The sequence below is a fragment of the Kitasatospora sp. NPDC093550 genome (assembly GCF_044764985.1).
Taxonomy (GTDB): Bacteria; Actinomycetota; Actinomycetes; order Streptomycetales; family Streptomycetaceae; genus Kitasatospora.
Genome location: NZ_JBIWJF010000024.1, coordinates 60,008 through 81,374, shown reverse-complemented (window position 1 = coordinate 81,374; position 21,367 = coordinate 60,008). Strand labels below are relative to the sequence as shown.

The 21,367-nt window shown below is 75.9% G+C and carries 20 protein-coding genes and 1 other RNA gene; 10 read left to right on the top strand and 11 right to left on the bottom strand.

Annotated features, from left to right (window positions below):
• The first annotated feature begins 244 nt into the window (after positions 1 to 244).
• Positions 245 to 1,327, top strand: a complete 1,083-nt coding sequence (locus ACIRD3_RS30720; protein ID WP_402223141.1) for an alcohol dehydrogenase catalytic domain-containing protein — start codon at positions 245 to 247, stop codon at positions 1,325 to 1,327.
• 111 nt (positions 1,328 to 1,438) lie between these two features.
• Here ACIRD3_RS30720 and ACIRD3_RS30715 read toward each other — a convergent pair whose 3' ends face one another.
• From ACIRD3_RS30715 to lanL, 3 genes are all read right to left on the bottom strand, one after another.
• A complete protein-coding gene (locus ACIRD3_RS30715; RefSeq protein ID WP_402223139.1) occupies positions 1,439 to 1,609 on the bottom strand; it encodes a hypothetical protein in 171 nt (56 codons plus the stop codon).
• Positions 1,610 to 2,169: 560 nt separating this feature from the next.
• Positions 2,170 to 4,278, bottom strand: a complete 2,109-nt coding sequence (locus ACIRD3_RS30710) for an alpha/beta fold hydrolase (RefSeq protein ID WP_402223137.1) — start codon at positions 4,276 to 4,278, stop codon at positions 2,170 to 2,172.
• Positions 4,275 to 7,307, bottom strand: a complete 3,033-nt coding sequence (gene lanL / locus ACIRD3_RS30705; protein ID WP_402223136.1) for a class IV lanthionine synthetase LanL — start codon at positions 7,305 to 7,307, stop codon at positions 4,275 to 4,277. Before lanL ends, ACIRD3_RS30710 begins: the two co-directional genes overlap by 4 nt.
• A 507-nt stretch (positions 7,308 to 7,814) precedes the next feature.
• Here lanL and ACIRD3_RS30700 point away from each other — a divergent pair.
• Genes ACIRD3_RS30700 through ACIRD3_RS30690 form a run of 3 tightly spaced genes read left to right on the top strand, consistent with a single transcriptional unit; the run spans position 7,815 to position 10,568 of the window.
• Positions 7,815 to 8,651 (top strand): Nif3-like dinuclear metal center hexameric protein, encoded by an 837-nt coding sequence (locus tag ACIRD3_RS30700; protein WP_402223134.1) that lies wholly within the window; start codon positions 7,815 to 7,817, stop codon positions 8,649 to 8,651.
• 23 nt (positions 8,652 to 8,674) lie between these two features.
• A complete protein-coding gene (locus tag ACIRD3_RS30695) occupies positions 8,675 to 9,418 on the top strand; it encodes a zinc ribbon domain-containing protein (RefSeq protein WP_402223132.1) in 744 nt (247 codons plus the stop codon).
• Between the two features lie 4 nt (positions 9,419 to 9,422).
• Positions 9,423 to 10,568, top strand: coding sequence for a bifunctional RNase H/acid phosphatase (locus ACIRD3_RS30690; protein ID WP_402223130.1), 1,146 nt, complete (start codon positions 9,423 to 9,425; stop codon positions 10,566 to 10,568).
• 18 nt (positions 10,569 to 10,586) lie between these two features.
• Here ACIRD3_RS30690 and yaaA read toward each other — a convergent pair whose 3' ends face one another.
• Positions 10,587 to 11,372 carry a peroxide stress protein YaaA gene (yaaA, locus tag ACIRD3_RS30685; protein ID WP_402223129.1) on the bottom strand — a complete coding sequence of 262 codons (786 nt, stop codon included), beginning with the start codon at positions 11,370 to 11,372 and terminating at the stop codon, positions 10,587 to 10,589.
• Positions 11,373 to 11,382: 10 nt separating this feature from the next.
• Positions 11,383 to 11,835: a DUF3995 domain-containing protein gene (locus tag ACIRD3_RS30680; RefSeq protein WP_402223128.1), complete on the bottom strand. Its 453-nt coding sequence runs from the start codon at positions 11,833 to 11,835 to the stop codon at positions 11,383 to 11,385.
• Between the two features lie 460 nt (positions 11,836 to 12,295).
• On the opposite strand from ACIRD3_RS30680, the gene ACIRD3_RS30675 reads away from it, so the two are divergent.
• From ACIRD3_RS30675 to rnpB, 3 genes are all read left to right on the top strand, one after another.
• Positions 12,296 to 13,792 (top strand): RNB domain-containing ribonuclease, encoded by a 1,497-nt coding sequence (locus ACIRD3_RS30675; RefSeq protein WP_402223126.1) that lies wholly within the window; start codon positions 12,296 to 12,298, stop codon positions 13,790 to 13,792.
• A 165-nt stretch (positions 13,793 to 13,957) separates the two neighbouring features.
• Positions 13,958 to 15,460, top strand: coding sequence for an MFS transporter (locus ACIRD3_RS30670; protein ID WP_402223124.1), 1,503 nt, complete (start codon positions 13,958 to 13,960; stop codon positions 15,458 to 15,460).
• Positions 15,461 to 15,473: 13 nt separating this feature from the next.
• Positions 15,474 to 15,871, top strand: an RNA gene (gene rnpB, locus ACIRD3_RS30665) — RNase P RNA component class A.
• A gap of 59 nt (positions 15,872 to 15,930) precedes the next feature.
• Here rnpB and ACIRD3_RS30660 read toward each other — a convergent pair.
• Positions 15,931 to 16,188 (bottom strand): hypothetical protein, encoded by a 258-nt coding sequence (locus ACIRD3_RS30660; RefSeq protein ID WP_030056921.1) that lies wholly within the window; start codon positions 16,186 to 16,188, stop codon positions 15,931 to 15,933.
• A gap of 161 nt (positions 16,189 to 16,349) precedes the next feature.
• Positions 16,350 to 16,748 (bottom strand): ACT domain-containing protein, encoded by a 399-nt coding sequence (locus tag ACIRD3_RS30655; RefSeq protein ID WP_402223122.1) that lies wholly within the window; start codon positions 16,746 to 16,748, stop codon positions 16,350 to 16,352.
• A 167-nt stretch (positions 16,749 to 16,915) separates the two neighbouring features.
• Between ACIRD3_RS30655 and ACIRD3_RS30650 the strand changes: the two genes are divergently transcribed.
• Entirely contained in the window at positions 16,916 to 17,590 is a 675-nt protein-coding gene (locus ACIRD3_RS30650; protein ID WP_402223121.1) for a PadR family transcriptional regulator, read from the top strand.
• A 39-nt stretch (positions 17,591 to 17,629) separates the two neighbouring features.
• Here ACIRD3_RS30650 and ACIRD3_RS30645 read toward each other — a convergent pair whose 3' ends face one another.
• Both ACIRD3_RS30645 and ACIRD3_RS30640 read right to left on the bottom strand, forming a co-directional pair.
• Positions 17,630 to 17,827 carry a hypothetical protein gene (locus tag ACIRD3_RS30645; RefSeq protein ID WP_402223119.1) on the bottom strand — a complete coding sequence of 66 codons (198 nt, stop codon included), beginning with the start codon at positions 17,825 to 17,827 and terminating at the stop codon, positions 17,630 to 17,632.
• Between the two features lie 69 nt (positions 17,828 to 17,896).
• Positions 17,897 to 18,127 carry a hypothetical protein gene (locus ACIRD3_RS30640; protein ID WP_402223117.1) on the bottom strand — a complete coding sequence of 77 codons (231 nt, stop codon included), beginning with the start codon at positions 18,125 to 18,127 and terminating at the stop codon, positions 17,897 to 17,899.
• 473 nt (positions 18,128 to 18,600) lie between these two features.
• Between ACIRD3_RS30640 and ACIRD3_RS30635 the strand changes: the two genes are divergently transcribed.
• Positions 18,601 to 19,302: a bifunctional DNA primase/polymerase gene (locus ACIRD3_RS30635; RefSeq protein WP_402223116.1), complete on the top strand. Its 702-nt coding sequence runs from the start codon at positions 18,601 to 18,603 to the stop codon at positions 19,300 to 19,302.
• A 40-nt stretch (positions 19,303 to 19,342) separates the two neighbouring features.
• Here the strand turns inward: ACIRD3_RS30635 and map are convergent, their stop codons facing one another.
• Positions 19,343 to 20,188, bottom strand: coding sequence for a type I methionyl aminopeptidase (gene map, locus ACIRD3_RS30630; RefSeq protein WP_402223115.1), 846 nt, complete (start codon positions 20,186 to 20,188; stop codon positions 19,343 to 19,345).
• 104 nt (positions 20,189 to 20,292) lie between these two features.
• Here map and ACIRD3_RS30625 point away from each other — a divergent pair, with 104 nt between their 5' ends.
• Positions 20,293 to 20,520: a hypothetical protein gene (locus tag ACIRD3_RS30625; RefSeq protein WP_402223113.1), complete on the top strand. Its 228-nt coding sequence runs from the start codon at positions 20,293 to 20,295 to the stop codon at positions 20,518 to 20,520.
• Positions 20,521 to 20,571: 51 nt separating this feature from the next.
• Here the strand turns inward: ACIRD3_RS30625 and ACIRD3_RS30620 are convergent, their stop codons facing one another.
• Positions 20,572 to 21,360, bottom strand: coding sequence for a hypothetical protein (locus tag ACIRD3_RS30620; RefSeq protein ID WP_402223111.1), 789 nt, complete (start codon positions 21,358 to 21,360; stop codon positions 20,572 to 20,574).
• Between the last annotated feature and the right edge of the window lie 7 nt (positions 21,361 to 21,367).

Here is a 21,367-nt window from a genome sequence, read left to right as displayed (position 1 = left end):
CGGACCGGGCCGCATCGGGCCGGTCGGGTCGAGTGTCGTGGACGGACGTGCTGGGGACCCTACTCGACGGTAGCGGCGGGGGGTGCGGGCGGCCCCGGGAGACCGGGGGAATCGGGGCGGATCGGACGGCGGGCCGTGTGCCCCGCCGTGTGGAACCCGTTCTATCGACCCTGCGGGGGCCATGCCAGAATCGGCCCGTCCGAGGATCCACTCCGCGTCACACGATGCCCACAGGGAGCAGCACATGCGCGCAGCCGTCCTGCACAAGACCGGCCAGGACACCCTCGACGTCCGGCCCGACGTGACCGCGGTCGGCTTCGGGAGCGGCAGCGTCCGGGTCCGGATGCGCGCCGCCAGCCTCTGCCACTCCGACCTCTCCGCGATGAGCGGCGTCCTGCCCCAGCCCGCTCCGTTCGTCCCGGGCCACGAGGGCGCCGGTGACGTGGTGGAGGTCGGCGAGGACGTGACCGGCTTCGCCGTCGGCGATCGCGTGGTGCTCTGCTGGATGGCCCCCTGCGGGCGCTGCGACCACTGCGTACGGGACCGCGGACACCTCTGCATCGCCAGCCTCCGCCGGCTCGGCGCCCCCGGCTTCCGGATCGAGGAAGGCGGGGTGACCGCCTCCGGCTTCTACGGCACCGGCGCCTTCGCCGAGGAGGTGGTGGTCCCCGCCGACGCCCTCATCAAGGTGCCCGCCGACCTCCCGTACGAGGTCGCCGCACTGATCGGCTGCGGCGTCACCACCGGCATCGGCGCCGCGGTCAACACCGCCGAGGTCGAGCCCGGTGCCTCCGTCGCCGTGATCGGCGCGGGCGGCGTCGGCATCGCCACCGTGCAGGGCGCCCGGGTCTGCGGAGCCGGCCGGATCACCGTCGTCGACCCGGTCGCCTCCCGCCGCGAGCGCGCCCTCGCCTTCGGCGCCACCGAGGCGATCGCCCCCGAGGAGCTGAAGGCCGTCGCCAAGAAGGTGCCCGGCGGCGGCTTCGACTACGTCTTCGAGGCCGTCGGCCGCGCCGCCACCGTCCGGGCCGGCTACGACGCGGCCCGCCGCGGCGGCGCCGTGGTCGTCATCGGCGCGGGCGCGCAGGACGACCTCGCGCAGTTCACCATGGGCGAGCTGTTCTTCAACGAGAAGCGCCTGCTGCCCTCGCTCTACGGCGGGGCGACGGTCGGCCGCACGATCGCGCTCGTCGTGGACCTCTGGCGGGCCGGGCGGATCGACCTCGACGGCATGATCACCCACCGGGTGGGCCTGGCGGACGTCAACGACGCGATCGCGCAGATGCGCAGCGGCGAGGCGCTGCGGACCGTCGTGACGATGGACTGAGGGCCGGGCCGACGCCCCGGCACGAACGCCGAGGGCCCGCCGGGGGAGTGCTGCTCCCCTCGGCGGGCCCTCGTGTGCGTTCGCGACGTCCGCGGTGTTCGCGCGGTCGGATCAGCCCTGCGCCGCGGCCGCGCGGTGGCGGCCGTGCGGGTCGGCTTCCGGGCTGTCGTCGGCGGCGGACCGGCCGCGGTGACGGCCGTGCGCGCTGTCCCCGGCCGTCTTCTCGTCGGCGTCGGTCCCGGTGATCGCGGGTCCGGTGGTGTCGGTGAGGGTGTCGGACATGAGAAATCGTCTTTTCCGTGCGGAGGGTGCAGGTCATCGGCGCCCGTCCGGCGCCGGTGGCGCTCGGCTGGGTCCCCGATCGGGCGCTCGGTACGCGCCCGTAGCCGGTGATCGCGGCCCGTGCCCCGGCCACCATAACGGCCGGAACGGACGAGATCCTATCGAGATCATGACGCGAGCCCCGCGCCGGTCCGGGGTGCGAACGGCGTGTCCGCAGCGGCGCCGACAACCGGAGCTCACCAGCGGAGAGTTCACTCGGATCGAGGAGCGCGGCCGCCGGCCCGCCGAGGCGTGCCACCACCTCCGCCACGCCCCGCAGGGCCACGGTCCCGGGGCGAGACCCCCACCACCGAGGGGCGCGGCCGAGCGCGAGGGGCGGACACCGGGTGCCGCACCCCGGGCGGCCTCCGTCCACCGTCCACCGCCTCCGGGTCGGTGCCCCGGGCCGTGTCGGGCCCGGGAGTCCGGGAAAGGTGCCGCGGGCGTTCGGTCCGCTCGGCCCGGCGTCCGCGGGGGACGCGGGGGACGCGGGGGACGCGGGGCCGGGGTGGGCGGTCCGCTCAACCGGGCCGGCCGGTGCGCAGGAACGCGGCCAGCAGTTCGTGGAGCACCGCGGCGCCCTCCTCGGCGAGCACCTCGTGGCCGGACCCGGCCGCCTCGACGTAGCGGAAGTCCTCGCCCTCGATCCGGCCGATCCGCAGCAACTCGTGCCGCAGCGAACGGGATTGGCTGACCGGCACGACCTCGTCCCGGTTGCCGTGCACCACCAGCAGCGGGGCGCTGAGCCGGTGTGCCAGCTGCAGGACGTCGCGCGGCCCGCGGGCGTCGGCGATCGGTTCGCCGCCGCCCAGCCGGGTGGTCAACGCCCTTACGGGGGGCGCCGCTTCGGCCAGCAGCCGGGCGCCGGACAGGAAGGGGGCGACCACCGCGCAGCGGGCGACCTGGTCGGCCGGCGCGTGCGCGGCCGCGAGCAGGGCCAGGAACGCGCCGTAGCTGACCCCGAAGAGTGCGGGCGGCTCCAGGCCGAGTGCCGCCCGCTGCCCGGCGATGCCGTCCAGCAGGTAGAGCACGTCGTCCAGGTCGGGGCCGCCCCAGGCGCCGCGGATGGCCAGTGCGTGCGCCACGCCGTAGCCGGTGGAGCCGCGCTGGTTGGGCGCGACCACGGCCAGCCCCTCGGCGGCCATCCGCTGCAGGGCCGGGTCGAACTCCAGCCGCCAGGCGTCGGCCGGGCCGCCGTGCAGCGCCAGCACCAGGTGCGGGCTGCTCAGCCAGGCATCGCCGCCGTACACCACCGCTTCCAACGGGCCGGCCGGGCCCGCGAGTTCGAGGCTCTGCGCGGACTTCCAGCGGCCGCCCTCGCCGGGCGGGGTGCTGCCGTCCAGTCGCCAGCCGGACGGCGGGGTCCGGACCGGGCGCACCCCACCGGGGTGCCAGGGCAGGACGGTGTCCCGCCAGGGGCCGGGCAATCCGGAGGCGAGCGGCGCGAGTTGGAGCGGCAGGGGCATCGGGGCGGCCTCGGCCGGCAGCGGGCCGTGCGCCAGCAGCGCGTCCACGTCCAGGGTGGCCAGCGCCGCCGGGTGGTCGGGCGAGGAGTAGGGCATCCGCAGGCCGGCGGCGTCCCAGTGCCCGACCGCGCCGAGCCGCCCGGGCGGCACCGGCAGCGGGTCCAGCCGCCCGGCGGACGGTCGCCACAGGGCGAGCGCCGACCCGGCGCCGTGGTCGATCTGCACCGCGACCCGGGGGCCGTCGGCTCCCTGCCGCAGCGCGACCGGCCGCAGGAACATGCCCGCCACGTGCAGGCACTCCGGGAACCGCAACGGCTCGCCACCGCCGAGGACGCCCCAGCCGAGCCGGTCGGTGCCGGGCGCGTCGCTGCGCACCACGGCGAACCGGCTGTCCGGGTCGAAGAGCACCAGACGGTCGTTGCTGTGCTCGCCGATCTCCAGCAGCGGGGTGGCGGTGCCGCTGCGCAGGTCGAGCACCACGCTGCGGACCAGGCCCGCGGTCACCCGGTCCAGGGCGAGCAGGGCGCCCGCGCGGTCCAGCCAGGCCCCGCCGCCGTGCAGGCCCGGGATCTCGGCCACCCGTTCGGGCTCGCTGCCGTCCGCCCGGACCAGCCAGGCCGTGGTCGCCGGGCGGGTGTCGGTGCCGAGCGCGACCGCCACCGGGGTCCGGGGGCCCACGCGCTCCGGCACCGGGAGCGGCAGCAGACGCAGCCCGGGCATCCGCAGGGAGCCCAACGGCTGCTCCACGGCGGCGGTTCCGCCGTGCGGGGCGGACGACTCGGGCGCGCCGTACGGACCGCCCGCACCGCCGACGCCGTACAGCCCGCCCGCGCCGCCCGCGCCGCCCGTGCCGCCCGCGCCGCCCGATCCGTACGGCCCGGGCGCGAGGCGGACCAGGTCGTGCCGCTCGCCGTCGTGCCGGCAGACCAGCACCGAGCCGTCCGGCAGGGCGACCAGCTGCGAGCGCAGGCTCTCCGAGCGGTTGCCGGACAGCGGCAGCGCGAGCGGCGTGGCCGGGGCGCCGTTCTGTGGCAGCCGCCAACTCTCCACGTACCAGCCGCTGTCGGCGGAGGCGGCCAGGCAGGCGGCGTGGCTGCCGTCGGCGGCGAAGGTGAAGCTCAGCCGGCGCAGCGCCTGCGTCACGGTCCGGGTGGCCACGTTCACGACCCGCTCACCCCGCTCGATGGGGAAGGGAGACGGCGTACCGAGGGCGGTACCGGGTCCAGCCAGAGCCGGGGGCCGCCGTGGCGCAGCCGCAGCAGGAAGGCCAACGGGCCTGCCGTGCCGGTGCCGTAGGCGGGGGCGCAGCCGGTGCCGGTCTCGTCCGGGAGTACCAGGAGTCCGTCGCGCAGGGCCGCGCGGGTGGCGAGGAGGGCGGCCACCTGCGCGGCGCCGGTGCGGAATCCGGGCTCACCGGTGGCCTCGGCGAGGTCCAGCAGGTACTCGCCGTCGCCGGCCAGTCCGTAGCAGGCGCTCGCCCCGCCGTGCCAGCGGCCGGCCAGCACGGCGCGGCCGGCGGCGCGGGCCAGGCCGAGCGCTTCGGCGTCGCCGGTGGCGCGCCAGAGCCGCAGCAGGAAGCTGCCGGCACCGGAGGAGCCGCTGCACCAGTGGGCGAGCCGGATGTGCTCCGGGTCGCCCGCGCTCCGTGGCCACCAGGCGGTGGCGCCGCCGTGCCGTGCGGCGCCCCACCGCACGGTCGCGGCGAGCGTGTGCCCGGCCTCGGCGGCCCCGGAGAGCAGGGCCCGGTCACCGGTCGCCCCGGCGGTGGCCAGCAGGAAGGCGCCCACGCCGGCCACGCCGTGGGCGAAGCCGAGGTGGGTGATCCCGGCGAGCGCCGAGTCGAAGTCCTCCGGCACCGGCCAGACCGTCCCGTACGGCTCGCGGCGGGCGGCGGCGAGCAGGGCGCGGGCGCCGTGCTCGGCCCGGTCGAGGAACTCCGTGCCGTCGAATTCGTCGGCGGCGAAGCGGAGCCGGGTGAGCCCGGCGCCGGCCGCGCCGTGGCAGACGTCGGGGTTGGGCCACCGGACGGGGATCCGGCGGGTGAGCCCGGCGGCCCGGTCGGCCAGTGCGGCGTCGCCCAGCGCGCGGGCGGCGTCCAGCAGTGCCCAGGCCGTCCCCGACCGTCCGAAGTGCAGCCCGGGCAGCACCACCGGTTCGGCGGCGACGCGCCGCTCGATCCAGTCGGCGGCGGTCCGGGCGGTGCGCGCGGCCCGCTCCCGCACGTCGTCGGGCAGCCGCTCGGTGGTGGCCGCCCGCGCCAGCACGGCCAGCACCCCGGCGGCGCCGTGCTGCACGTTGCACGGATCGGTCCGCTCGCCGGCGGGCACCACCGGCCACAGCCGGTCCCGCCGCTCCGGCGTGGCGGTGGCGGCGAGGTGCCGCAGGCCGTCGTGCAGCAGGCGGTCGAGCAGCGGGCGGTCGAGGAGCGGGGCGTCGTCGCTCGCGGTGTCCGGTCCGGCCTCCGACCGTGCGGCCCTCGGTCGAGCGGCCCCCGGTGGAGCGGCCCCCACCTCCGCGCCCCGGCGGGCGGGGGCGTGCCAGAGAGGGGTGACGACGGCGGGTCGCGCGGCGCCGCCCGGCGGCTCCGCGTCCGCCCGCAGGACCTCCCGCACCCGTGCGATCGCCCACCGCTGCTCCGGCGCCTCGGCGCGCAGCCCGAGTATCGCCGGTGCCAGTCGGCCCGCCGTCGTCCCGCACCGCGCCGCGAGGGCGAGCCAGCGGCCGAGGCGCTCGGCGACCGGGCGGGCCTGCGGGAGGTCCTCGGGCAGCAGCGGGTCGTGGCCGGTGGCCAGCAGGAAGAGCAGGCCGCCGAGGGCGTACAGGTCGGCGGCCGGGTCGGCGACGCAGCTGCCCGCGGCGGAGAGCCGGCCCGGCCCGTGCTCGGGGGCGCGGTAGCCGGGGGTGCCGGCGGATCCGGCGGCCCGGCCGGCCTCGGCGGCGAGTTCGAGGTCGACCAGCCGCAGGGTGCCGTCCGGGCGGACCATGACGTTGCCGGGGGAGAGGTCGCGCAGCACCAGTCCCTGGGCGTGCACCCGCTCGACCAGGTCGAGGAGGGCGTGTGAGAGCGGTCCGGCCTCGGCCCAGTCGACGTCGGGGCGGCCGTCGCGCCGCAGCCGGGCGGCGACCCAGCTGCCCAGCGGCTGTCCGGCGATTCGTTCCTGCACCAGGAAGACGGAGTCGTCCTGTTCGATCACTTCGAGGGCGCGTGGCGCCAGGTCCTGTCCGCTCAGCCGGTCGAGCAGCGCGGCCTCGTGCCGCAGCGCGTCCCGGGCGTCGGTGCCGGCCCGGTCGACCTCGATGTGCGCCCGGGCCTGCTTGACCACGACCTCGGCGCCACTCGACGCCTCCCGCCCGAGGAACACCCCGCCCTTGGCGCCGTGCCGCACGGCGGCGGTCACCGCGTACCGTCCGGCCAGCAGCACCCCACCCTTCCGCCGCCCCGAAGCCGAAGCCGAGGCCGGTCCCGCGCCGGCGCCCGGGACCGGGACCGCAGCGGATCCCGAACCGGTACCGGAGCCCGAACCGGGGACCGACCCCACCCCGCCCCGCAGCGGATCCCGCGCCCACCCCGGCGCCCGGTACGACCCCCCGCGCAGGTCCTCGGCCCGCTCCCCGCCAGGCCCGCGCAGCACCGACCGGTACTCCCCGTCGTTGCCCAGCTCCGCCGGCAGCGCGAAGGCGCCGTACCGGTAGTGCACCCGGCTCCCGGGCCGGTACGGCCGGTCGGCGAGCACCACCGGCCCCGGCAGTCCGGCGGTGGCTCGGTCGAGCTCGGCCGCCAGCCGCTGGAACTGCGCGTCGTCCAGCGGGTAGACGGTGATGAACTTGCCCGCCGAACCGCGTTCGCTGTTGCGGGAGTTGAGCTCCCGCAGCCGCTCCTGCGCCGCGGCGAACCTGAAGCTGCACGGGTCCTCGGCGAGCACCCGGACGACGGCCGAGAGCACCTGCTCGCCCACCACCGACGCCGCGCTCACATGGAGCTTCCAGCCCTGCTCGGGCAGCGTCGAGGACACGGACGGCCTGGCCGTGCACCAGAAACCACCGACGGTGACGTCCCAGCCACCGCGGCCTCCCCGGTCGCCGGCGCCGGCCAGTGCCGCCCGCGTCGTCTCCGGCCACGAACCGGCCGCATCCGGTCCGCGCCCCACCGGTCCCCTGTCCCCGGCCGTACGCAGCGATGTGCCCGCCCCCATCCGCCGCCACATCCCTTCGTCTCGGCCGCCGCCTCCGGGTGCCCACTGCTCCGGCACCCGGGCGTCCGGCCCGGCCTGATCGGTTTCCTGTCGCGCCCCGTCCGGGGCCCGGGCCGCTCCGGTCCGGCGGGCCCGCGCCCACGCCGTGCCGCCCGCACGCGGGGCTACCGGTGGGGCAACTCCCGTTCGCAGGAATGAAGTTAGTTTCGAGAAAACCGAAGCCTCAACGCCGGGCCGGTCACTTCACCCGTAAGGGTGATCCAAGAGCGGTTTCGAATGCGTACGAGAACCCTGCTGTGAGTGACGGGCGCCGGGCGCACCGGAGCGCGCGGCCCGCGCGAGCCGCCCCGCACGACTCCGCCGCAGGTTGACGCGCATCCGTACGCCCGCGGCACCCCCGTCCGAACGGCCGTGCCGGGTCGCGGCGGGCCGCGCCGACCGCTCCGCCGACCCGTGCGGCGAACGGCCGAGGCCCGACCGCCCCCGCGCGCACGGTAGTCTCGACAGGTGCCGAAACTGTCCGACGTCATCACCGCGCTCGAAGAGGTCTACCCCCCGCAGTGGGCGGAGTCCTGGGACGCCGTCGGCCTGGTCTGCGGAGACCCTCAGGCCGAGGTCAACCGCGTGCTCTTCGCCGTCGACCCCGTGCAGGCGGTCGTCGAGGAGGCCGTGGAGTGGGGCGCCGACCTGGTGGTCACCCACCACCCCCTCTACCTGCGCGGCACCACCGGCGTCGCCGCCACCACCTTCAAGGGCCGGGTGGTGCACACGCTGATCACCAACGGCATCGCCCTGCACGTCGCCCACACCAACGCCGACCACGCCGACCCGGGCGTCTCGGACGCGCTCGCCGAGGCCGTGGGTCTGCGGGTGACCGGTCCGCTCGTGCCGGACCCGACCGACCCCCTGGGCCGCCGCGGCAGCGGCCGGATCGGCCTGCTGGAGCCCCCGCTGACGCTGTCCGCGTTCGCCGCGCAGGTCGCCAAGGGCCTGCCCGCCACCGCCGCCGGCGTCCGCGTCGCGGGCGACCCGAACCGGCTGGTCAGCCGGGTCGCGGTGTGCGGCGGCTCGGGCGACAGCTTCCTCGCCGACGTCCGGGCGGCCGGCGTGGACGCCTACGTGACCGCCGACCTGCGCCACCACCCGGCCTCCGAGGCCGCCGAGGCGGCGCCCGTCGCGCTGATCGACGCCGCCCACTGGGCCACCGAGTGGCCCTGGCTCGGCCTGGCCGAGCGCGCCCTGCAGTCCGCCGCCGACACGTGCGGCTGGACCGTGGAGACCAAGGTCTCCCACCGGGTCACCGACCCGTGGACCGCGCACGCCCCCATGTCCTTCACCGCCTGACCCGATTCACAGGAGCTCTCCGCTTGAACGCCGCGCCCGCCGACCAGAACCGCCTGCTCGACCTCCAGGCCATCGACTCGAAGCTCGACCAGCTGGCCCACCGGCGCCGGACGCTGCCCGAGCACGCCGAGATCGACCGGGTCTCCGCCGACCACACCGCGCTCAAGGACCTCGTCGTCGCCGCCGAGGCCCAGAAGGGCGACACCGCCCGTGAGCTGACCAAGGCCGAGCAGGACGTCGAGCAGGTCGTCACCCGTGCCGCCCGCAACCAGCAGCGCCTGGACTCCGGCGCGATCACCTCGCCGAAGGACCTGGAGAACCTCCAGCACGAGATCGGCTCGCTCGCCAAGCGCCAGGCCGACCTCGAGGAGGTCGTGCTGGAGATCATGGAGCGCCAGGAGAGCGCCAACACCCGGGTCGAGGAGCTGTCCGCCCGCCTGGAGCACTCCACCGTCGTCCTCACCGAGGCCGAGGCCCGCCGCGACGCCGCCTTCGCCGAGATCGACGCCGAGGCCGAGAAGGTCAAGCGCGACCGCGAGACCGTCGCCGCCGTCATCCCGGCCGACCTGCTGAAGCTCTACACCAAGCTGCGCGAGACGCAGGGCGGGGTCGGCGCGGCCCGCCTCTACCAGCGCCGCTGCGAGGGCTGCCGCACCGAGTTCTCGATCACCGAGCTGAACGCCATCAAGGCCGAGCCGGCCGACAAGGTGGTCCGCTGCGAGAACTGCTCGCGGATCCTGGTCCGCACCGCCGACTCGGGCGTCTGAGCCGGTGGCGGCGCGCTTCATCGTCGAGGCGGACGGCGGGTCCCGGGGCAACCCGGGGCCGGCCGGCTACGGCGCGGTGGTCCGTGACGGGGACACCGGGCAGATCGTCGCCGAGGCCGCCGAGTTCATCGGTCACGCCACCAACAACGTGGCCGAGTACAAGGGCCTGATCGCCGGGCTCAAGGCGGCCCGCGGGCTCGACCCGGACGCCTCGGTGGACGTCCGGATGGACTCCAAGCTGGTCGTCGAGCAGATGTCCGGGCGCTGGAAGATCAAGCACCCCGACATGCAGCCGCTCGCCGCCGAGGCGCGGACCGTCTTCCCGCGCGGCCGGGTCACGTACACCTGGATCCCGCGCGAGCGGAACAAGGACGCCGACCGGCTGGCCAACGAGGCGATGGACGCGGGCAAGGCCGGGCGCCAGTGGGAGCCCAAGCCGAAGGCCCCGGCCGCCGCCTCCGCCGTCGAGGAGCCGCCGCTGCGGACTCCCGCCCCCAAGGCCGGCTGGGCCGCGCCCGCCGACCTCGGCACCCCGACCACCTTCGTCCTGCTGCGCCACGGCGAGACCCCGCTCACCCCGGAGAAGCGGTTCTCCGGCAGCGGCGGCAGCGACCCGGAGCTCTCCGACAAGGGCCGCTGGCAGGCCGAGCGGGCCGCCGAGGCGCTCGCCGCGCGCGGCAGCATCCAGGCCGTGGTCGCCTCCCCGATGCGCCGCACCCGGCAGACCGCCGAGACCGTCGCCGCCCGGCTCGGCCTGGAGGTCCGGTACGAGGACGGGCTGCGCGAGGTCGACTTCGGCGACTGGGAGGGGCTGACCTTCGCCGAGGTGCAGGAGCGCCACCCGGAGGACCTGGCGGCCTGGCTCGGCTCCGCCAAGGCCAAGCCGACCGGCAGCACCGAGAGCTTCACCACGCTCACCCACCGGGCCGGCGTCGCCCGGGACAAGATCATCGCCCGCTACGCGGGGAAGACCGTGCTGGTCGTCTCGCACGTCAGCCCGATCAAGACCCTGGTCCGGCTGGCGCTCGGCGCCCCGCCGGACTCGATGTACCGGATGGAGCTGAGCGCCGCCGCGATCTGCGCCGTCCAGTACTACGCGGACGGCAACGCCTCGCTGCGGCTGCTCAACGACACCTCGCACCTGCGCTGACCGGACACCGGGGTGCGCTCAGTGCACCTCGGTGACCACCACGTCCAGCTGCCACGGCTTGCGGGCCGTGCCCTCGGCGGCCGGCTCCACCCGGTGGCCCAGCTCCAGCAGCGCGTCCATCAGCTCGCCGGGGGTCTTCGGCTCGGCCCCGGCGAGCAGCAGGTCCCGGACGAGGCGGCCCTTGGTCGCCTTGTTGAAGTGGCTGACCACGGTGCGCTTGCCGTTCCGCTCCTGCAGCACCCGGACGGTCGCCGTACGGGAGGCCACCTCGCCGGACGCCTTCCAGGCCGCCGCGTACGCGGAGCTGCGCAGGTCCAGCACCAGCCCGTCCGCCACCTCGGGGAGCACGGCGGTCATCGCGCTCCGCCAGTACGCCCCGAGCGCCCCCAGCCCGGGCAGCTTGACGCCCATCGAGCAGCGGTAGGACGGGATCCGGTCGGAGATCCGCACCGCGCCCCAGAGGCCGGAGAAGACCAGCAGCGAACGCTCGGCCCGGTCGTACGCGGCGGGGTCCAGGGTGGCCAGGCCGAGGTTGTCGAACAGCACCCCGGTGTACACCTCGCCCGCCGGACGGGCACCGGCGGTCGGCAGCCCCGCGTTCTTGGCGATCTCGCCGCGCAGCCCCGGGGAGAGGCCCAGCACCTCGGCGGCGGCGTCCTCGTCACCCCGGCAGAGGCCCACCAGCGCGTCCAGCACCGCCCCGCGCGCCGCCGTCAGCCCGGGCAGCGACAGCCGGTCCAGCGCCACCGGCCCGCCGTCCCCGGACCCGGCCTTGCCCTCCGAGGGCGGCAACAGCACCAGCACAGCGGACTCCTCAACAGTTTGTGGCGGACGAACCCCGCCACCCTACTGCGGCCGCTCCGGCTCCCAACGCCAGACAGAGGGGCGAGTAGTACCGGCGGTCCATCCGCCGGAACCGCTCCGAGCGCTCCAGCACCCCGCCGAACAGCGCCAGACCGCCCACCCCGCGCGCCAGCATCACCCCGGCCACCGTCCGCACCCCGGCCCGCCGCAAGCGCTCCGGCCCCGCCTCGGGCAGCACCCCGGCCTCCGCCCCCACCAGGTACGCGGCCGTCCCCAGCAGCCCGGCCACCGCGACGCACGCCGCCGCCGGCGGCACCCCCTCGCCCGCCCCCACCACGACGTCCGCGAACTCCTCCGGCGTCTTCAACGGCCACGGCGTCACCGCCCACACCGCGTGCAGCGCCCCGGTCGCCCCCAACGCCCCCGCCACCACGGCCCCGGCCACCCGCACCGCACCACTCATCACCGAACCCCCTCCGCCCACGGCCACGTGCTTCCACCCTACGAACGCTTACACCCACCCCACCGCGCCCCCACCGCCCGCTCGCACCCCGGCGGCGCCCCCGGCCCCGGTTGCGCCGGCCCCCCGTCTCCGCCGACCGCGCCCGCCCGATTGTTCGCCCCGGGGCCACCCCTGGCCCACCCGCGCCGACCCCCGTCCCGCCTCCGCAGGCGTCAGACCCCGCCCACCCCTTTCGTCACCCGCTCCGCCGCCTCGCGGGCAACCGCGAGGCGGTGGAGGGGGTGCGTGGTGGAGCGGATGCCGGGGCGGAGGCGGCCCCGGCAGCGGCGGGCCTTCCGCGAGGAGCGCCGGCCCGGGAGCTCCCGGGCCGGTCCGGGCCGGTCCGCGCCGGTCCGCGCCGATCCCGGACGGGACGCTGAGCCTCCGTCCGGAATCACCCGATTCGCCCTACGCTGCCTCCATGCCTCGCCGAAAACTGCGCGTCAAGGCCGCCGACTCCGCCCGGATCAACACCGAGCTGACCGAACTCCGCACCCTCCTGGAGATCCACACCGAGTGGCCGGAGGCGGTGTTGGCCGAGGCGGAGGAGGTGGCCGAGCGCCCCCGGCTGCCCGAGTACGACGCCACCGACCTGCCGCTGTTCACGGTCGACCCGCCCGGCTCGCGCGACCTCGACCAAGCCATGCACCTCACCCACCGCGCCGGCGGCGGCTACCGGGTGTTCTACGCGATCGCCGACGTCGCCGCCTTCGTCCGCCCGGGCGGCGCGATCGACGCCGAGGCCCGCCGCCGGGTCGAGACCCTGTACTTCCCGGACCACCGGATCCCGCTGCACCCGGCCCGGATCTCCGAGGACGCCGCCAGCCTGCTGCCCGGCGAGCCCCGGCCCGCCCTGCTCTGGCAGCTGGACCTGGACGCCGACGGCGCCCTGGTCGTCGCGGACCTGCGCCGCGCCCTGGTCCGCTCGCACCGCCGCCTGGACTACGCCGCCGTCGAGCGCGCGGTGGACCTCGGCGGCGCCGACGAGCAGCTCGCCCTGCTCGCCACCGTCGGCCGGCTGCGCGAGGAGCAGGAGCGCGCCCGGGGCGGGATCAGCCTGCCGGTGCCCGAGCAGGAGGTCGAGGAGACCCTGCACGGGTACGTCCTCGGCTTCCGCGCGCCCGGCCCCGCCGACGGCTGGAACGCCCAGATCTCGCTGCTCACCGGCATGGCCGCGGCCGAGCTGATGCTGGACGCCGGCGTCGGCCTGCTGCGCACGCTGCCCGCCGCGCCGGCCGGTGCCTACGAGCGGCTGCGCCGGATCGCCGCCGCGCTGGACGTGGACTGGCCGCGGGCGCTCCCGTACCCGGAGCTGATCCGCTCGCTGGATCCCGACGTGCCGCTGAACGCCGCCTTCCTCAACGCCTGTACGGGCCTGCTGCGCGGCGCCGGGTACCGCGCCTTCGACGCGTCCCGCGGCCTGTCCGCGCCCGCCGAGCCGGAACACGCCGCGCTCGCCGCCCCGTACGCGCACTGCACCGCGCCGCTGCGCCGGCTCGGCGACCGCTTCGCGCAGGAGGTGTGCGCGGCGGTGGCGGCGGGGGAGGACGTGCCGGACTGGGCGCGCGAGGCGCTGCCGGAGGTGCCGGCGCTGATGGCGAGCGGGGACCGCCGGGCGGGAGAGGTCGAGCGTGCCTGCGTGGACCTGGTGGAGGCGGAGCTGCTGGCGGGCCGGGAGGGCGAGGACTTCTCCGCCGTGGTCATCGACGTGGACGAGAAGCGGCCCGCCTCCGGCACCGTCCAGCTGCGCGACCCGGCGGTCCGGGCCCGATGCGACGCCCCGGACGTGACGGCCGGGGGTGCGGACGGGGCCGCGGACGGCGCCGCCGTCGGTCGACTGCCGCTCGGCCGGGTGATCGACGTCCGGCTGACGAAGGCCGACCCGGCCACCCGGACGGTCCGCTTCGCCGCCGTCTGATCCACGACCGCCCGCCCGCCGCCCGCACCGCCCGACGCCCGCACCGCCCGCACCGCCCGCCTCCGCCCGTCGCCCGCATTGCCCGCCGCCCCCGGCAGAGCCCGCCCGCCACCCGTACGGTCCGCCCCTCTCCCCGCCCGCGCGCCGTGATGGGAGGATCGGTCCGTGCCCGAAGCCCTGTCCCTCCCCGCCGTGTCCGAGCCCGCGACCGGGCGCCGCCGCCGACTGCTCGTGCTGGCGATCTGCTGTCTGAGTCTGTTCATCGTCGGTCTCGACAACACCGTGGTGAACATCGCCCTGCCCGCGATCCAGCGGGACCTGCGCGCCCCGGCGTCCGGGCTGCAGTGGATCATCGACGCCTACACCCTGGTGCTGGCCTCGTTGCTGATGCTGTTCGGCTCGGTGGCCGACCGGTTCGGCCGCCGCCGGGTGTTCCAGACCGGACTGGTCTGCTTCGCGCTCGGCTCGCTGCTGTGCAGCCTGGCGCCGAGCCTGGAGTGGCTGGTGGCGTTCCGGGCGCTGCAGGCGGTGGGCGGCTCGATGCTCAACCCGGTGGCGATGTCGATCATCACCAACACCTTCACCGATCCCCGGGAGCGGGCGCAGGCGATCGGCGTCTGGGGCGGTGTGGTCGGCATCTCGATGGCACTCGGCCCGCTGCTCGGCGGCTTCCTGGTGGACGGCGCGGGCTGGCCGTCGATCTTCCTGATCAACGTCCCGGTCGCGGTGGCGGCCATCGCGCTGACGGCCCGTTACGTCCCGGAGTCCCGCTCGCCGCGGCCGCGTCGGCTGGATCCGGTGGGGCAGCTGCTGATGATCGTGCTGCTGGGCTGCGGCACCGCCGCGATCATCGAGGGCCCCGGCCACGGCTGGACCTCCCCGCTGATCCTGGCCCTCGCCTCGGCCGCCGTCTCCGCGCTGGTCGCCTTCCCGCTCTGGGAGCGCCGGGTGGCCGAGCCGCTGGTGGATCCCCGCTTCTTCGCCAGCGCGCCGTTCACCGGGGCGACCGTCACCGCGGTCTGCGCCTTCGCCGCGCTCGGCGGCTTCCTCTTCCTCAACACCCTCTACCTGCAGGACGTCCGGCACTACGGCCCGGTCGAGGCCGGCCTGTGGACGCTGCCGATGGCCGGGATGATGCTGGTCTGCGCGCCGCTGTCCGGACGGATCGTCGGCAGCCGGGGCCCGCGCCTGCCACTGGTCGCGGCCGGCCTCGGGCTGGCCGCGAGCGGGCTGCTGCTCACCCGGCTCTCCGCCGACTCCCCGCCGGCGCTGCTGCTGGTCGCGTACGCGCTGTTCGGCTTCGGCTTCGGCATGGTGAACGCGCCGATCACCAACGCCGCGGTCTCCGGCATGCCGCGTGCCCAGGCGGGTGTGGCGGCCGCGGTCGCCTCGACCAGCCGTCAGGTCGGCCAGTCGCTGGGCGTGGCGGTGATCGGCACGGTCGTCACCTCGGCCGTGGTCGGCCCGGTGGCGAGCGGCTTCGCCACGGCCAGCCGCGCCGGCTGGTGGATCCTGGTCGGCCTCGGCGGCGCGATCGTCCTGCTGGGGCTCGCGACCACCACCGCCCGGGCGAGCGCGACGGCCGCCCGGGTGGCCGCCCGCCTCGGCGGCGAGCCGCCGGCCGTCCGGTCCGGTGTACGGGAGGCACCGCCCGAGCGGCTACGATGACCACTACGGCGGAAGAGCCGGCCGGGCGGTCGCGACGGGTCTGCGGACCCGCCGAGGAACGTCCGGGCTCCACAGAGCAGGGTGGTGGGTAACGCCCACCCGGGGTGACCCGCGGGACAGTGCCACAGAAAACAGACCGCCCACCGCTTTCGTGGTGGGTAAGGGTGAAACGGTGGTGTAAGAGACCACCAGCGACCGGGGTGACCCGGCCGGCTAGGTAAACCCCACCTGGAGCAAGGTCAAGATCGGTGCCCTCGGGCGCCGTGCGCGGACGATTGAAGGCTGCTCGCCCGAGTCCGCGGGTGGACCGCACGAGGCTGTCGGCAACGGCAGCCCTAGATGGATGGCCGCCTCCCCGGGCCGCGTGAGCAACCCGGGAGACAGAACCCGGCGTACAGGCCGACTCTTCCGCCCCCTCCCCGCCCGCTACCGGGCGGGACGCCCCGCGACGGCGGGGGACTTCCCCGCGACTACGCGGGATGCGCGCCGACGGCGTCGCGGATCTGCTCGCCGAGGCCGCCGTTGACCCGGGCGCAGTTGGCGCAGCAGAAGAACATCCCGGCCACTTCGACGCCGTGGCCCACGATCCGGACGTTGCACTGCTCGCAGCGCGGCGCGAGCTTCTCCATCGCGCACTCGAAGCTGTCGAAGGTGTAGGTGTCGCCGGTGACCGTCTTGATCTCGAAGGCCAGCCAGTAGTCGTTGCCGCAGGTGACGCAGATGGCCATGGCGGCCGTCTCCTTCCGGTGGGGCCGCGCCCGGCGGGGCGGCTCCTTCCCAGTGTCGAAGGCCCGGTCGGAGGCGGCCACCCGGCGGGACTGTCGGGCGGATCGGGGCAGCGGCTCGTGGCGGCGGCTCGTGGCGGTGGCCCGGGTACCGGGCCGCCGCGTCAGGCCGAGCGTTCGGCGAGCTCCTCCAGGGCACGGACGGCGCGTTCGGCGTCGTCGGCGGCGACGAACAGGTGGTCGTGGTGGAAGCCGGCCACCACGTTGCAGCTGATCCCGTCCTCGGCGAGCCGCCCGGCCACGGCGGCGGTCAGCCCGACGGCCTCCAGCGCCGAGTGGATCTGCAGGGTGATCCAGGCCGCCACGTACTCGTAGCGCAGACCCAGCGCGTCCGCCTCCTCCTGGGTGACCACCACCGTGATCCCCTCGGGTTCGGCGACGGTCACCACCGGGCGCATGCCGGCGGGCACCTTCGCGGGGAGCGTGCAGTAGACGTACCGCCCCGGGTTGAGCAGCGGGCGCATCCCGCGCAGCAGCGTCGCAAGATCTCGTTCTCCGGCCATGCCCGCCACCGTAGCGGCTGGGCGGTGGGCGCGCCCAGGCTCTGGGCGTGTCTCGCGGATCAGTCGGCGGGCTATCGGTGAACCGTTGACGAGCGACAGTCACCGATATATCGTCGAACTATCGAGACAGTAACTCGACTGTTTCGGCGAACCAGGAGGTGAGCGCCATGCGCTCAGGAAAGCGATTCCGTGGAGAGGTCCCGGGCGGCGGTCGGCGCCGCGGGCCGGGGCCGGAGTTCCGGGGCATGCCCGGAGAGGGTTTCGAGGGCCGGGCGGCGTTCGGCGGGTTCGGTCCGCCGTTCGGCGGCGGCGGCCCCGGTCGGCCGATGGGCGGCCCGTTCGGGCACGGCTTCGGCGGGCACGGCGGCCGGCGCGGTGGACCGCACGGACGGCGTGGCGGCCGGGCCCGGCGCGGTGACGTCCGCGCCTCGCTGCTGGCGCTGCTCAAGGAGCGGCCGATGCACGGCTACGAGATGATCGCCGAGATCGCCGAGCGGACCGGTGGGGCCTGGCGGCCCAGCCCGGGCTCGATCTACCCCAACCTCCAACTGCTGGAGGAGGAGGGCCTGATCGTCGCGGAGGAGGTCGGCGGCAAGCGGCTGGTCTCGCTCACCGAGGCGGGCCGGGCCGAGGCCGAGGCCGGGCCGGCGGAGCCGTGGGCGGAGGCCGGCCGGGAGGTCGACTGGGAGGCCGTCCAGGAGGTGGGCCAGGCGCTCGCCGCGGTCGACCAGGCGATCCGTCAGGTCATGGCCACCGGCACCGAGGCGCAGCGCGCCAAGGGCCTGACCGTGCTGACCGAGGCCCGCAAGAAGCTGTACCTGATCCTCGCCGAGGATGACTGACCGGCGCGGGGGGAGAAGCACGGCGGGCGGTGCCGCCGCTCACGGTCGGACCAGGAACAGGCCCACGCAGACCAGCAGCAGCACCGCCCAGCCGAGCCAGAGCCAGCCGTCGGGCCCGATCGTCACGGTGTAGAGGCTCACCACCAGCAGCAGCGCCCCGGTGACCCAGGCGACCTGGCGGTTGTGGTGCGCGACCGCGTGGGAGCGGCTCCTCGGGTGCCGTACCGTCCTGGCCATGCCGACCTCCCGGGAGGGCGATGGGGGAGCGGGCGGCCCGGCCGGCCGGAGGCCGTCGGCGGGAGGCCGTCAGCCGGAGGCCTTGGCGGTGGCCGCCTCGTCGTACTCGTAGCGCCAGAACCAACTCAGGCCCCGTACCTGCTTGGCCCGGACGTACACCAGTGTGCGCGCGGCGGCGTCGCCGTGCGCGGGGACCGGGACCTTGTACTTCTTGGGCACGCCGAGCATCGGCCCCAGCGGGATCGGGAGGACCGTCCCGTCCAGGGGGCCGCCGACGAATTCGGTGTCCGCGCTCTTCACCCCTCCAGGGTCTCACCTCCGCGCGGTCGATCCGGGCGCCTCCCGGGTGACCGGGAACACCCGGGTGGGAAGGGGAACGGGAGGCCTCGTGAGGGCCGGGTGCCGGGAGTGTGCCCGGGGTGCGCGCGGGAGTGTGACCGGAGAGGCACCGCCCCCGGTCATCCGGAGGCCCCGCGCACCCCTATCCTTTCCTGTACGCCCTCGGGGTCCACCCGGGTCAGCGGGCCCCGTACGGGCCGGGCGGGGCGCGGATCCGCGCGCCCTCCGGTCGATCCGGCGCGGACAGCGTGCTGCCGCGACTGCGTACCGTGACCCGGGCGTCGGCCGTCCGGTGACCCCGGAACGCGGTCGGCAGGGCGCGGACGGCAGGGCCGAGCACCCCGGGAAGCAGCGGGGCGCGCCGCGCGTTGCGTCGGAGTGGAACGTCGAACGCTGTGTCGCACCAGGCACGGCAGTTGCGCGGAAGGGGCCCGATGGAAGCCGGCGGCAGGTGGACGACCTGGTGGCAGAAGCGAGAGCGTCAGCGGGCCCGTGCGGGGGGTGCGGACGGCCCGGCCGAAGGGCTGGACCAGCTGCTCGGCGCGGTGAACGCAGGCTTCCCGCTCGCGCCGGCCGCCCATCCGACCGGCTACCGCTGTTCCTGTGACCGGGTGGCCTGTCCGGCCCCGGCCCAGCACCCGGTCTCCTTCGCCTGGCAGACCCAGGCCACCACCGACCCCGAGCAGCTCACCCGCTGGCTCGCCCGCGACCCGCGGGCCAACTTCATCACCGCCACCGGCCGGGTGCACGACGTGCTGGACGTCCCGGCCGAGGCCGGCCGGCTGGCGCTGGAGCGGCTCACCGCGCTCGGCGTCGAGGGCCCGGTCGCCGCCGTCGGCGAGGACCGCTACCTGTTCTTCACCGCCACCCGGGGCACCCCGCAGGACGAGGACGAGTGGTGGCCGAGCGCGCTCGACTCCACCCCGGACACCATGTCCGAGCACCCCGGCCTGCGCTGGCACTGCCGCGGCTCGTACACCCTGCTCCCGCCGGCCGCCCTGCCGGACGGCTCGCAGGTGCGGTGGCTGCGCGGGCCCGAGCAGCCGCTGCCGGACCCGCTGCGCGTCCTGGACGTGCTGACCGACGCCTGCACCGAGGTCGGCGCCGTCGCCGAGGAACAGTGGCTCATCGGCTGACGACGCCTCCTGGAGCTCACGGCGTCACGGGTTCACGGCTTCACGGCAGGGTGAGGATCTCCGCGCCGTCCGCCGTGACCACCAGGGTGTGCTCGAACTGGGCGGTGCGCTTGCGGTCCTTGGTGACGACCGTCCAGCCGTCCTCCCAGATCTCGTAGTCGTACGTCCCCAGGGTCAGCATCGGCTCGATGGTGAAGGTCATACCGGGCTTGATCACCTCGGTGGCCCGCTCGCTGTCGTAGTGCGGGATGATCAGGCCGGAGTGGAACGACGTGTTGATGCCGTGCCCGGTGAAGTCCCGCACCACGCCGTAGTCGAAGCGCTTGGCGTAGGACTCGATGACCCGCCCGATGACGTTGATCTGCCGGCCCGGCTTGACCGCCTTGATCGCCCGGTTGAGGGATTCCCGGGTGCGCTCGACCAGCAGCCGGGACTCCTCGTCCACGTCGCCGACCAGGTAGGTGGCGTTGAGGTCGCCGTGCACCCCGTGGATGTACGCGGTGGCGTCGATGTTGACGATGTCGCCGTCCTGCAGCACGGTCGAGTCCGGGATGCCGTGGCAGATCACCTCGTTGATCGAGGTGCAGACGGACTTGGGGAAGCCCCGGTAGCCGAGGTCGGACGGGTAGGCGCCGTGGTCGCACATGTACTCGTGGGCGACGGCGTCCAGCGCGTCCGTGGTGACGCCGGGGGCGATCAGCTTGGCCGCCTCCTCCATCGCCCGGGCGGCGATCCCACCCGCGATCCGCATCTTCTCGATCGTCTCGGCGGTCTGCACCTCGGGCCCGGTGTACGGCGTCGGGGCGGGCCGCCCGACGTACTCGGGGCGCGCGATGTGCGCCGGGACCTTGCGGGTGGGGGACTGGATGCCGGGTACGAGAGCCATGGCCGCGAGTCTAGTCGCCGGGCTCCGCCGGGACGGGCGGTGTGCGGAGCAGGCCGGGCCGGGGAATGATCGGTACGACTCATCCGACCGAACGGGAGGACGCCATGCCCCTCGGATTCCACCGCAAGCCGACCGGGAAGCCCGGCGAGTGGTTCTACTGCATCAAGCACGGCAAGGTCGAGGAGGGCCCGGAGTGCCCGGCGAAGGACCGCCTGGGCCCGTACGACAGCCCCGAGGAGGCGGCCCACGCGCTGCAGATCGCGGACGAGCGGAACCGGGAGTGGCAGAACGACCCGCGGTGGAAGGACGAGCCGAGGAACCCCAGCGAGTAGCGCCCGGGCCGAGTGGCCCCCGGGCCGCGGGGCGCCCGGGCGGCGGGGGCGTCAGTGCGGTTCGGGGCCGGTGAAGTACTCCTCGTCCACGCTCAGCACGACCAGTCGCCGCCCGCCCGCGAGCGCCTGGGCGGCGGCCTGTTCCACCGGCACCGCGGGCCGGGAGCCGCGGTCGGCCCAGGCCGTGGCGGCCGCGTTCGGCGCGGGGAGCGTCCGGGGGAGGCCCGCGCCCGGGGCGGCGGAGGCGTTCGGGTCCTTCCGGTCGTCGAAGGCCAGGGTCACGCCGAGCAGGTCGCGGTCGCCGTCGCCGCGCGGGAAGCCGTACCAGAGCCCCTCGCCCGGCCGGGGTGAGGCGTTGGTGTCGGCGCCCTGGGCGCCCTGGGCGGTCATCGCCGGCTCCCAGCGCGCCCTCGCCTCGCCCGGACTCCCGGTCACCGCGAGGTACTTGACCACCTGTCGGCGGCAGGTGGGCGCCGCCCAGCGCGCCCCGGAGCCGTCGGACGGGGCCGGGTCCACGCCGCAGCCGTCCTGGACCCCCTCGCCGATCACCTGGGCGCCGGAGAGCGCCGGCAGCAGCGCGGCCAGCCGGCGGTCGATCTCGGCGGTGAGGGCCTGGTCGGCGGCGGTCACCTCCGCGGAGGCGGCCAGTGCCGCGACGTCCGGCGCCGGCGGCTTGGGCGGGGTGGTGGCCGTGGTCCCGATCGCGGTGCCGGTCGTGGGGCGGGCCGGGTCGGACACTCCCTCGCCGGTGTGCGACAGCGCCCAGCCCAGCGCGCCGACCAACGCCGCGGTCACCACGACCAGCACGGCGGTCCACTGCTTCCAGCCCCCGGCGTTCATGCCGGGC